Annotated in this window: 7 protein-coding genes; 6 read left to right on the forward strand and 1 reads right to left on the reverse strand. The window is 62.0% G+C overall.

Going from position 1 to position 12,826, the window contains the following annotated elements; translation table 11 throughout:
* Window positions 1-69 precede the first annotated feature (69 nt).
* From recC to J4E63_RS23835, 6 genes are all read left to right on the forward strand, one after another.
* Window positions 70-3,522, forward strand: a complete 3,453-nt coding sequence (recC, locus tag J4E63_RS23810; protein WP_207283528.1) for an exodeoxyribonuclease V subunit gamma — start codon at window positions 70-72, stop codon at window positions 3,520-3,522.
* The gene (gene recB / locus J4E63_RS23815) at window positions 3,519-7,208 is read left to right on the forward strand and encodes an exodeoxyribonuclease V subunit beta (protein ID WP_207283529.1); all 3,690 of its coding nucleotides are present in this window, start codon (window positions 3,519-3,521) and stop codon (window positions 7,206-7,208) included. The genes recC and recB overlap by 4 nt, the downstream gene beginning before the upstream one ends.
* On the forward strand, window positions 7,205-9,301 hold the full coding sequence (recD, locus tag J4E63_RS23820) for an exodeoxyribonuclease V subunit alpha (protein WP_207283530.1): 2,097 nt from the start codon (window positions 7,205-7,207) through the stop codon (window positions 9,299-9,301). The genes recB and recD overlap by 4 nt, the downstream gene beginning before the upstream one ends.
* 138 nt (window positions 9,302-9,439) lie before the next feature.
* Complete coding sequence (locus tag J4E63_RS23825; protein ID WP_092476378.1) at window positions 9,440-10,015, forward strand: YfiR family protein; 576 nt, start codon at window positions 9,440-9,442, stop codon at window positions 10,013-10,015.
* Window positions 10,012-11,280, forward strand: a complete 1,269-nt coding sequence (locus J4E63_RS23830; RefSeq protein WP_060739299.1) for a diguanylate cyclase domain-containing protein — start codon at window positions 10,012-10,014, stop codon at window positions 11,278-11,280. Before J4E63_RS23825 ends, J4E63_RS23830 begins: the two co-directional genes overlap by 4 nt.
* Window positions 11,281-11,283: 3 nt before the next feature.
* The gene (locus J4E63_RS23835) at window positions 11,284-11,787 is read left to right on the forward strand and encodes an OmpA family protein (RefSeq protein ID WP_207283531.1); all 504 of its coding nucleotides are present in this window, start codon (window positions 11,284-11,286) and stop codon (window positions 11,785-11,787) included.
* Here J4E63_RS23835 and J4E63_RS23840 read toward each other — a convergent pair.
* Complete coding sequence (locus J4E63_RS23840; RefSeq protein WP_060739294.1) at window positions 11,784-12,731, reverse strand: LysR family transcriptional regulator; 948 nt, start codon at window positions 12,729-12,731, stop codon at window positions 11,784-11,786. The two genes, J4E63_RS23835 and J4E63_RS23840, sit on opposite strands and share 4 nt — an antisense overlap.
* Window positions 12,732-12,826: the final 95 nt, after the last annotated feature.

Consider the following 12,826-nt stretch of genomic DNA (forward strand, 5'->3'; position numbering starts at 1 on the left):
CCGGCTGTCACAGCCCCCCGACAGTGCTAAGGTTCTGCCCTAGCTTTTGCATTTTCAAGGATGCCTTTCATGCCGGACGCAACGTCCCTTAGCCCAGCTTTCATGGTGGTTCACGGGAATCGCCTTGATGAGTTGCGCAGCCTGGTGATCAGCTTGATGCGGCGCTACCCGCTGGCTCCCCTTGAAAATGAAATCGCCCTGGTACAAAGCAACGGCATTGCCCAATGGCTCAAGCTCGCACTGGCTGAAGACCCGGAAGATGATGACTCCGGCGGCTGCGGTATTGCGGCGGCCATCGATGTGCAACTGCCGGGCAGTTTCATGTGGCAGCTGTATCGAACAGTCCTGGGGCGTGACGAGATTCCGGCCAAGTCCCTATTGGACAAGGCTCCGCTGACCTGGCGCCTGATGCGCCTGCTGCCGCAGTTGATCGAACAGCCTCATTTCGAACCTTTGCGACGATTCCTTACCCACGACACCGACCTGCGCAAGCGCTATCAACTGTCCGAGCGCCTTGCCGATCTGTTCGACCAGTACCAGGTGTACCGGGCCGACTGGCTCGAGGATTGGGCTGAAGGTCGACACCAGACACGAAATGTCCGAGGCGAAATCAAGCCGCTCTCGCCGGCGAATTGCTGGCAAGCGGAACTGTGGCGAGCCTTGTTGCTGGATGTGGGTGAACAAGGCATGGCGCAAAGCCGTGCCGGCGTCCACCAACGCTACATCGAGCGTATCAACAACCTGGAAGTCGCTCCGAAAGGCTTGCCGGCGCGGGTCATCGTATTCGGTATTTCTTCGTTGCCTGCCCAGGTCCTCGAGGCGCTTGCGGGTCTTTCCCGGTTCAGCCAGGTTCTGCTCTGCGTGCATAACCCGTGTCGCCATCATTGGGCGGACATCGTCGCTGACAAGGATCTGCTGCGCCACCAGTACAAGCGTCAGGCCCGCAAGACCGGTATGCCCGCCGTCCTCGATCCGCAAACCCTGCATCAGCATGCCCATCCGTTATTGGCTGCCTGGGGCAAGCAGGGGCGCGACTATATCAACCTGCTCGACAGCTACGACGACCCCAACAGCTACCGTGCGGTATTTCGCGATGGGCGAATCGATCTGTTTACGGATGGGACCCCCACGACCCTGCTCAGTCAGTTGCAGGATGACATCCTGGAGCTACGCCCCCTGAACGAAACCCGGGAGCACTGGCCTGTCGTCGATACGGAGCGAGACGGCTCGATCCGCTTTCATGTGGCTCACGGCGCCCAGCGTGAAGTCGAGATTCTCCATGACCAGTTGCTGGCCCACTTCAGTGCGGATCCGTCTTTGCGCCCACGGGATATCATCGTCATGGTCCCGGACATCGACAGTTATGCGCCGCACATTCGCGCAGTGTTCGGCCAGCTCGACCGGAGCGACCCTCGTTTCATTCCATTCACGCTGACTGACCAGGGCCAGCGTGGACGTGATCCATTGCTGATCGCCGTCGAGCATTTGCTCAAGCTGCCGGACAGTCGTTTCCCGGTCAGCGAAATCCTCGATCTGCTGGATGTCCCGGCGTTGCGCGAACGGTTTGGCATCGATGAGGCCGACCTGCCGACATTGCACCGCTGGATCGAAGGGGCGGGGATCCGCTGGGGGATGAGCGCCGAACACCGTGCCGGGCTGGGGCTGCCTGCGGAGCTTGAGCAGAACAGCTGGCGTTTCGGCTTGCGTCGCATGTTGCTGGGGTACGCTGTCGGCAGCTCGCAGGCCTATGACGGCATCGAGCCCTATGACGAGATCGGCGGCCTGGATGCGGCATTGATCGGTCCGCTGGTTGCGTTGCTGGATGCCCTGGAAGTCGCTCATCAGGAACTCACCCAGCCGGCATCGCCGCAGCAATGGGGTTCGCGCCTGCACGACCTGATGCAGCTGTTTTTCCAGGCGAGCAACGAGCATGACGACTATTTGCTGGCCCAACTCGAAGACTTGCGTGAGACCTGGCTGGAAACCTGTGAGTCGGTGGGGCTGCAAGATGAATTGCCGCTGACGGTGGTACGTGAAGCGTGGCTGGCCGGGCTGGATCAGGGGCGACTGTCCCAACGCTTCCTGGCCGGAGCCGTCAACTTCTGTACCTTGATGCCAATGCGCGCGATCCCCTTCAAGCTGGTGTGCCTGCTGGGAATGAATGACGGTGATTACCCGCGAGCCCAGCCACCCTTGGACTTCGATCTGATGGGCGGCGATTATCGCCCGGGTGATCGTTCCCGCCGTGAGGATGACCGCTACCTGTTGTTGGAAGCGCTGCTTTCGGCCCGGGAAAAACTGTACGTCAGTTGGGTGGGGCGCAGCATCCGCGACAACAGTGAGCGACCGGCATCGGTGTTGATCGGCCAACTGCGCGATCATCTCGCCAGTGGCTGGCGGTTGGCCGATGACAGCAAGAGTCTTCTCGATGCCCTGACCCAGGAGCATCCGCTGCAACCGTTCAGTGCGCGTTATTTCCATCAGGGTGACGAGCTGTTCAGTTACGCCAGCGAATGGCGAATGCTCCACGACACCTCCGATCACACTGACAAAATCCAGGTGCTGGCACCTTACGTCCAGGAAGAACCCTTGGGCCTCGGTCAGTTGCAGGACTTCCTGCGCAATCCCGTCCGCCATTTTTTCAGCCAGCGGCTGAAAGTATTCTTCGAAGCCATCGAGGCGCCTCTGGCCGATGACGAACCTTTTGTGCTCGATGCGCTGCAACGCTACACCCTGAGTGACAGCCTGCTCGAGGCTGCCCTGATACGCCTGGACCAGCCGGATCTGGCCCTCGCCGCCCACGCCCAGAGACTCCAGAACAGCGGCCTGTTACCGATGGCCGGGTTCGGAGAGTGCATGCAGCGTGAATTGATCGAACCCTTGCCGGATCTGCTCCAGCGTTACCAACAGCTTCTGGCGTTATGGCCCACACCGCTGACCAGTGCCGTGCCCGTCAGCCTGCACTTGCAGGGCGTGAGTGTCGAAGGATGGCTCAGTGGCCTGCACCAGCGCGCCGATGGTGCGGTCCTCGCCATCACGGCTATACCCAATAGCATCGGCTCCACCAAGACCCGCAAGTGGCATCGCCTGATACGGCCCTGGGTCAACCATCTCGTGGCCTGCGCTAACGGCTTGTCGTTGACGACAGCGCTGGTGGCCAGTGATGACAGCTTGCTGTTGGCACCTTTCGAAGAGCCTGTCGCACGAAAGTTGCTGGGCGACATGCTGCAGGCATGGCAGACCGGTATGCGTCAGCCGCTGCCGATCGCCGTGAAGACGGCTTTCGCCTGGCTCGGCCAGAGTGATCCACTCAAGGCCGAAGCCGCGGCGCGCAAAGCCTATGAGGGCGATGGACAGACGTTTGAAGGCGAACGGCGGGAGAACCCGGCCTTGGCTCGACAGTTTCCGGATTTCGCGGCCTTGATGGCTGACGAAACATTCCCGGACTGGTGCGATGCGCTTTATCGGCCATTGCTCGAAGCCCCATGGCGTTCATCGGCCGGCGAGGAGGCCCGTTCATGAGTCGGCAGACACCATTGGCCCTGGCTTTTCCGCTACGAGGCAGCCAACTGATCGAGGCCAGTGCCGGTACCGGCAAGACCTTCACCATTTCGGCGCTGTACCTGCGTCTGGTGCTGGGGCATGGCGGTTCGGTGTCCGGTTTTGGCCGCGAACTGCTTCCGCCGCAAATCCTGGTGGTGACCTTTACGGACGCTGCCACCAAGGAGTTGCGTGAACGAATTCGCACCCGACTGGCCGAAGCCGCACGCTTCTTTCGCGACGAGATTCCAGCCCCGGATTCACTGATCGCTGCATTGCGCGATGAATTCAGTGCCGAGCAATGGCCCGGCTGCGCGAACCGGCTGGACATCGCCGCACAGTGGATGGACGAAGCGGCCGTCTCGACCATCCATAGCTGGTGCCAGCGCATGTTGCGTGAGCATGCCTTCGACAGCGGCAGCCTGTTTACCCAGACCCTGGAAACCGACCACAGCGAATTGCTGGGCGAGGTCTTGCGCGATTACTGGCGGCTGTTCTGCTATTCGATGCAAGGCGAGGCGCTGAATTGGGTGCGTACCCATTGGGGAGGGCCGGCTGCGCTGTTGCCACGGGTGAGGGGGTTGTTTTCCAGCGAGCGTGGCGACGGTGACGGGCTTGCGCCGGCCGAACTCATCGCTGCCTCCCTGCAGGAGCGCAGTGCCGCCTTGCTCGATCTCAAGGCGCCATGGCGACAGTGGGTCGTGGAGCTGCTGGAGATCTGCCAGCAAGGCGTCGCCAGCAAGTCCGTCGATGGGCGCAAGATGCAGGCGCGTTACTTCGAACCGTGGTTTCAGAAAATCACCGCCTGGGTCGATGACGAAAGCCTTGAGCTGTTGGACATCGGCACCGGGTTCACGCGCCTGACCCCCGAGGGCATGGCCGAAGCCTGGAAAGGTGAAGTGCCCAGCCATCCCGGGCTGGACGCCATGGCCGGTCTCAAGGCCAGCCTGGATGCGTTGCCCACGCCAGATGCCGCCGTGTTGCAGCATGCCGCGCAATGGGTCGGGGCGCGTTTCGAAGCCGAGAAACGTCGCCGCGCCGAAATGGGCTTTGACGACATGCTGCTGCGTCTCGACGCGGCGCTGCAGGCCGACGGGGGCGAACGTCTGGCGAGCCTGATCCGTGAGCAGTTTCCGGTGGCGCTGATCGATGAGTTCCAGGATACCGACCCGGTTCAATACCGGATCTTCGAAAGCATCTACCGCATCGAAGACAACGACACTGAGACCGGGCTTTTCCTGATCGGCGATCCGAAGCAGGCGATCTACGCTTTTCGCGGTGCCGACATCTACACCTACCTGCGTGCTCGCCAGGCCACGGCCGGCAGGTTGCATACCCTGGGCACGAACTTCCGTTCCAGCCATGCCATGGTGGGTGCGGTAAACCATGTTTTCCAGAAGGCCGAGTCCCGTCCGAAGGGGCGCGGCGCCTTTCTGTTCCGTGAACCTTCGGGTGAGAACCCGGTGCCGTTCCTGTCCGTTGAGTCCCAGGGGCGCAAGGAGTCCTTGCAGGTGGCAGGGCAGGCCGTTGCGGCGCTGAATATCTGGCACCTGCCGTCGGAGCAGCCGCTTTCCGGTGCGGTGTACCGGCAAGCCATGGCGGCGGCCTGCGCCAGTGAGATCACGGCATTGCTCAACGGTGGCCAGTCGGGACGCGACGGTTTCACGGTTGATGGCGAAACGCTGCGCGGGTTGCGCCCGGCGGATATCGCCATCCTGGTGCGCGACGGTAAAGAAGCGCAGGCCGTGCGAGGCGAGTTGTCCGCGCGGGACGTGCGCAGTGTCTATCTGTCCGACAAGGATTCGGTCTTCGCATCGCAAGAGGCGCGGGACTTGCTGACCTGGCTCAAGGCCTGCGCCGAGCCGGATGTGGAGCGACCGCTACGGGCAGCGCTGGCCAGCATCACGTTGAACCTGCCGCTGGCGGAGCTGGAACGTCTCAATCAGGATGAGCTGGCCTGGGAAGCCCGGGTCATGCAGTTTCGTGGTTATCGTTCGGTCTGGCGCAGCCAGGGCGTGCTGCCGATGTTGCGCCGCCTGCTGCATGATTTCGAACTGCCCCAGGCCTTGATGGCACGTAGCGATGGCGAGCGGGTGCTGACCAACTTGCTGCACCTTTGCGAACTGTTGCAGCAGGCCGCCGGTGAACTGGATGGCGAACAAGCCTTGATCCGGCATTTGTCCGAGCACCTGGCTTTGTCCGGACAGGCGGGGGAAGAGCAGATCCTGCGCCTGGAAAGCGATGAGCAGTTGGTCAAGGTGGTCACGATCCACAAGTCCAAGGGGCTTGAATATCCGTTGGTTTTCTTGCCCTTCATCTGTTCGACGAAACCGGTGGATGGCAGTCGATTGCCGTTGCATTACCACGATGAGGCCAACAAGGCGCAGATCAGCCTCAAGCCCACCGCCGAACTGATCGCCAAGGCCGATGACGAGCGTCTGGCCGAGGACCTGCGGCTGCTCTACGTGGCACTGACCCGTGCACAACATGCCTGCTGGCTGGGTGTGGCGGACCTCAAGCGGGGCAACAACAACAGCTCGATCCTGCATGTGTCCGCACTGGGTTATCTGTTGGGCGGCGGCATGCCGTTGGCCGAGTCGGTGGAGCTGAGGCGTTGGCTGGAAGACCTGCAACAAGACAGTGTCGCGGTGAGTTGCCAGCCAGTGCCCGAAGCCACCGACGAGCGCTACCGGCCGCCGCGCAACGACGCTGTGTTGCTCGGACCCTTGGTGCCCTTGCGAAAAGCCAGCGAAAATTGGTGGATCGCGTCTTACAGCGCCCTGCGCATCGGCGAAAGCCTGAGCGAAGGCAGCGATACCGCGCCAGAGAATCCGCAAGCCCAGAAGTTGTTCGACGATGAGCGACTGGACCCGGACGCTCCCAGGGAGACCATCGCCCTCGGTGGCGATATCCACCGGTTTCCCCGTGGCCCCGGTCCCGGCACTTTCCTTCATGGCCTCTTGGAGTGGGCCGCCGGGGAAGGTTTTTCATCTGCGCCGACGGATATCGAGGATGCCATTGCCCGACGCTGCAATCGCCGAGGCTGGAAAGGTTGGATCATCACATTGAGCGACTGGCTGCAGCACTTGATCAAAATGCCCATGCCCGTCGGCAACGACCAGGCGCCGGTGGTGCTCGAACAACTGACCCGGTTTCAGGTCGAGATGGAGTTCTGGTTCGCCAGCCACAAGGTCGATGTGCAAAAGCTTGATCAACTGGTTTGCCGGTTCACCCACGGCGGTGTGGCCCGTGTCGCGGCGGAACCGGTGCTGCTCAACGGCATGTTCAAGGGCTTCATCGATTTGACGTTCGAGCACGACGGTCGGTATTACGTGGCCGATTACAAATCCAACTGGCTGGGTGTCGATGACATGGCCTACACCGTACAGGCCATGGAACAGTCGATCCTGGACCATCGCTACGACCTGCAATACGTGCTGTACCTGTTGGCCCTGCATCGCCAGCTCAAGGCGCGGCTTCCCGATTACGACTACGACCGGCATGTCGGCGGCGCGCTCTACCTGTTCCTTCGCGGCACCCGCTCAACCAGCCAGGGCGTGTATTTCACCAAGCCGCCACGGGCCTTGATCGAACAACTGGATCGGCTGTTCCAGGGCGCGCCCGAACCCAAGGCCGAGCCGGCGTGGGTACAGGGAGATCTGCTATGAGTCGTTCCTTTGCCGACCTGCTGCCCAAGGCCGCCGCCGACGAGAGCCCGGTTGACCTGGCCCCCTTGAGCCGTGCCCAGGACCTGCTGTTGTTACTGACGCGCTGGGTCGAGCGCGGCTGGTTGCGCGCCCTGGACAAGGCATTCGTGGCGTTCCTCCATGAACTGGCGCCGGACGATGATCCCTTGGTCCTGCTCGCCGCTGCGCTGACCAGTCATCAACTGGGCCACGGGCATGTTTGCCTGGATGTGTTCGAGACCCTCAAGGAGCCGGACTTCGCCCTGTCGCTGCCCCCCGAGGGCGACCTTCAGCCAGGCGTGATGCTGTTGCCTTCGCAAATATTGCAGACACTGGACGGCGTCCATTGGTGCAAGGCCCTGGCGGCCAGTCGTCTGGTGGCCCTGGCTGCGGATGAGAGCGAAGAGGCGCAGCAACGTCCGTTGGTGCTGTCTGGCAAGCGTCTTTATCTGCGCCGCTACTGGGGCTATGAACGACGGATCGACGAGGCGTTGCGCCAACGGCTGATTGATCATGAAGCGGCGCCTGGTGACCTGCGCGAGCGTTTGGACGGGCTGTTCGGGCCGGCCAATGCCAACGCCCCGATCGATTGGCAGAAGCTGGCCTGCGCACTGGCAACCCGCGGAGCCTTCAGCATCGTGACCGGCGGTCCGGGTACCGGCAAGACCACCACCGTTGTGCGCCTGCTGGCGTTGTTGCAGGCTCCGGCCGTCGAGGCCGGGAAGCCGCTACGGATTCGCCTGGCTGCGCCCACTGGCAAGGCGGCGGCGCGCCTGACCGAGTCCATCAGCCAGCAGGTCCGGACCCTGGACGTGGATGAGGCTGTGCGCGAACGCATTCCGTGCGACGTCACGACAGTTCATCGTCTGTTGGGCAGCCGCCCCGGCACCCGGCATTTTCGCCACCATGCAGGCAATCGCTTGCCACTGGATGTGTTGGTGGTCGATGAGGCGTCGATGATCGACCTGGAGATGATGGCCAATCTGCTGGATGCACTGCCGGCCCATGCACGGTTGGTGTTGCTGGGGGACAAGGACCAGTTGGCTTCTGTAGAGGCCGGTGCGATGCTGGGGGATTTGTGTCGAGACGCCGAGGACGGTTGGTACAGCCCCCGGACCCGAGCCTGGCTTGAGTCGGTCAGCGGTGAGAACCTGGCGGCCAGTGATCTGCGGCAAGACCTCGACGGCACTCATCCCCTGGCGCAGCAAGTGGTCATGCTCAGGCATTCCCGGCGCTTCGGCGAAGGCAGTGGGATCGGTCAACTGGCTCGCTGGGTCAACCAGCAACAGCCTGAAAAAGCCCGTCAGTTGCTGGAGCAAGGGCAATATTCCGATCTGTCCTCCCTGAAACTGGCGAGTGAGCACGACACCAAGTTGGAAAAGCTGTTGCTCGACGGCAAGCCAGAAGGGCCCCAGGGGTATCGGCATTACCTGAGCCTGCTGCGGCAGCGTCGGCCGGCCATTTCTCGCCCATTGGAAGACGGTTGTTGGGCCGAGTGGGCTCGAGAGGTACTGGCGGCCTTCGACGAATTCCAATTGCTTTGCGCGGTGCGTAAAGGCCCGTGGGGCGTTGAAGGGTTGAACCAACGGATCACCGCGGCATTGCTCAAGGCTCGCCTTATCGATAGCGATCACCAGTGGTACGAAGGACGCCCGGTGCTGATGACCCGTAACGACTATGGGCTGGGGTTGATGAATGGCGATATCGGCATTGCCCTCAAGCTGCCCGAGCGTGACGGGCCCGATGCCGGCAAACAGGTCCTGCGAGTCGCGTTCCCGCGTAATGACGGCCAGGGCGGTGTGCGTTTCGTCCTGCCCAGCCGACTCAATGACGTGGAAACCGTGTATGCCATGACGGTGCACAAATCCCAGGGTTCGGAATTCACCCATACCGCGTTGATCCTTCCGGATGCGCTCAACCCGGTCTTGACCAAGGAACTGGTGTACACCGCCATTACCCGGGGCAAGCAATGGTTCAGCCTGATCGAACCGCGAGTGGGCATCTTCGAGGAGGCGGTCCGGCGCAAGGTCAAGCGTTTGAGCGGGTTGATGCTGGAGTTGGAGCCGGCTGACTGAATCATCAGCTTTTAATGGTTCATGCCACATGGCAATTTTGCCTGTTTCGCTCCGAAGTCTGCGTAACACGCGGCCTCGCTGGCTTTTGGGCACTGTGCTATCGTTCCGGCACTTATCGTCCGGATCAAGAGATTCTCCATGAAAGTGCCTGTACGGGAGGCAGTGCGCAGCAAGGGGCGGGGGCATTTTCTGCTGGCCGGCCTTTTGTGTCTGCTGCTGCCTGTCGCGATGGCCCAGGAGCAAGTCACCACGACCCAGGCCGAGCAGCGGGCCGAAGCGGTGACCCAGGTGGTATTGGGCATTCTCAGCTACGCCCGTTGGCCCGTGGAGCCCACCCAACTGCAACTGTGCATCGTCGGGCCGACCCAGTACACCGACGATCTGGTCAAGGGCACCACCCAGGCCACGGGGCGGCCGGTGACGGTGCAGCGGCTGCTGGCCGATCATCCTGATATCGCCACTGCCTGTAACGCGGTCTACGTCGGCAGGCTGACCAACGATGAGCACACCCGTTTGTTTGCGTCCTTGATCGGCAAGCCAGTGCTGAGCATCAGCGAAGGCGGCGACCAGTGCACCGTGGGTAGCTTGTTCTGCCTGCGGGTCGGCGATGAACAGGTGTCTTTCGAGGTCAACCTCGACTCTGTGGCACGCAGTGGTGTGCGCATCCATCCAAGTGTGCTGCAGCTTTCCCGTCGCAGGCCGGCGACGCCATGAAACAGCGCAAACCAAGGGTCCGTCCCACCCTGGGCTCGGTCATCGGTCGTGGGCATTTGATCGTCGCGTTGGTGGCCATCACCATGGCCAGTGCTTCCTTGACCTTGCTCGGCCTGCTGGCATTGCGGGTCTATGCCGATCACAACCTGCATTTGATCGCCCGTTCGATCAACTACACCGTGGAAGCGGCCGTGGTCTTCGATGATTCGGCTGCGGCCACCGAAGCACTGGCCTTGATCGCCTCCACCGAGGAAGTCGCCGATGCCCAGGTGTTGAATGAACATGGCCGTCTGTTGGCGCGCTGGCAGCGACCGCAAACCGGCCTGTTGTCGGAACTGGAAGTACACATTGCCAAGGCGTTCCTGGAAAAGCCCATCAGCCTGCCGATCGTTCATCAAGGACAGAACATCGGCCGTATCGTGTTGGCGGGGCATGGCGGTAGCCTGTTGCGCTTTTTGCTCAGCGGCCTGGCGGGGATCATCCTGTGCACGGCGGTCAGTGCCTGGGTGGCGCTTTATCTGGCGCGGCGCCAGTTGCGTGCGATCATCGGGCCGCTGCGCAGCCTGGCCGAGGTGGCCCACGCGGCACGCAGCGAGCGAGCCCTGGACCGACGCGTGCCACCGGCCGCCATTGCTGAACTGGATAACCTGGCCAATGACTTCAACGCATTGCTCGATGAACTGGAGTCCTGGCAGACCCACCTGCAAAGCGAAAACGAAACCCTGGCGCACCAGGCCAGCCACGACAGCCTGACCGGTTTGCCGAACCGGGCGTTTTTCGAAGGCCGACTGATTCGCGCCTTGCGCAATGCCGGCAAGCTCAACGAGCAAGTGGCCGTGCTGTACCTGGACAGCGACCGGTTCAAGGGCATCAATGACAACTTCGGTCACGCCGCCGGTGATGCGGTGCTGACGGCCGTGGCGACCCGGGTTCGGGCCCAGTTGCGCGAGGATGATTTGGTCGCGCGCCTGGGGGGCGATGAATTCGCCGTGCTGCTGGCGCCCCTGCACAAGGCAGAGGATGCCGAGCGGATCGCTGAAAAAATCATCGCCAGCATGGAAATGCCGATTCAATTGCCCGGCAACGCCTCCGTGTTGACCTCCCTCAGTATCGGCATTGCCGTCTACCCGGATCATGGTGACACACCGGGCACCCTGCTCCATGCCGCCGACGCGGCAATGTACCAAGCCAAACGCCTCGCTCGAGGCGGTCAACATACGGCGGGGTCGGATCACTCCGTCGCTGATTTTCAAACCAGGAGCTGACTCGTGCGTTCATACCCTCAATTTTCCCAGCGCTGGTTCGCGGCGCTGTTCTTGCTTGCCATCCTGGCGCTGAGCGGTTGCCAGACGGCACCGCCGAAAGGCCTGACCCCGGCGCAAATTGCCGTACTCAAGCAACAAGGCTTCGAATTGACCGACGATGGCTGGGCCTTCGGTTTGTCGGGCAAGGTGTTGTTCGGCAGCGATATGGAAAATCTCAACCCGGCCAGTACCGAAATCGTCAAGCGCATCGGCAAGGCGTTGCAGGGGGCGGGCATCGAGCGGGTACGCGTCGATGGTCATACCGACGCCTCGGGCTCCCAGGCCTACAACGAACAACTGTCGATGCGCCGGGCCGCCAGCGTGAGCAAGGTGCTGACAAGCGTTGGCATGCGCGAAGAAAACGTCCAGCTGCGCGGCCTGGGCAGCAGCAACCCGGTCGCCTCCAATGACACGCCCAGCGGCCGCACCGAAAACCGCCGCGTCGCCATCGTGGTCATCGCCGACTAGTCGGCGAACACCATCTCCCGGCTATCACCCATCAACAATGGCTGATTCTGTTCAGTCACCTCGCGGATGTAATCCCACAACAACGTAATCCGCTTCAGCTTCCTCAAATCTTCCCGGCAGTACATCCAGAACTGCCGGGTGACGGTGATTTCCTCCGGCAGCACCGGCAATAGCCGTGGGTCCTGGGCGGCGAGGAAGCAGGGCAGGATCGCCAGTGAGCGCCCTTGCTGCGCGGCCACGAATTGCGCGATCACGCTGGTGCTGCGCAGGTGGGCGTTTGCGCCGGGCAGGACGTTGGCCAGGTAGAGCAATTCGGAACTGAACGCCAGGTCATCCACGTAGCTGATGAACGAATGCTTGCCCAGGTCGGCCGGGCGCTGGATCGGTGGGTGATTGTCCAGGTAGGGCTGGGTGGCATAGAGCTGCAGCCGGTAGTCGCACAATTTGCAGCACACATAGGGGCCATGTTCGGGGCGTTCGAGGGCGATGACGATGTCGGCTTCGCGCTTGGAAAGGCTGATGAAGTGCGGCAGCGGCAGGATGTCCACCGAAATGGCCGGGTAGGCGTCGACGAAATGGCTCAGTTGCGGGGTGATGAAGAAGCTGCCGAAGCCTTCGGTGCAGCCCATGCGTACATGGCCGGACAGCGCCACGCCAGAGCCTGAGACCTGTTCGCAGGCCATGTGCAGGGTGCTTTCGATCGATTCGGCGTACCCCAGCAGGCGCTGGCCTTCAGCCGTCAGGACAAAACCGTTGGTCCGGGATTTCTCGAACAGCAGCGTGCCCAGCGAGGCTTCCAGCGAGCTGATGCGTCGCGACACCGTGGTGTAGTCGACGGCAAGGCGCTTGGCGGCCGTGCTGGCCTTGCGGGTGCGGGCCACTTCGAGGAAAAACTTGAGGTCGTCCCAATTCAGCGACCCCAGGGAGGTGATGTTTTTTTGCATGATGGACCGGCTTTTATGTGCATTCTTATTAGAAGTTTGCACATCTATACTCCAAAAACCGTCTCATCACCATGCGTGCTCATGCACCTTGGTCT

Origin of the sequence: Pseudomonas sp. FW300-N2F2 (assembly GCF_017351655.1) — a bacterium.
Lineage (GTDB): Bacteria > Pseudomonadota > Gammaproteobacteria > Pseudomonadales > Pseudomonadaceae > Aquipseudomonas > Aquipseudomonas fluorescens_AA.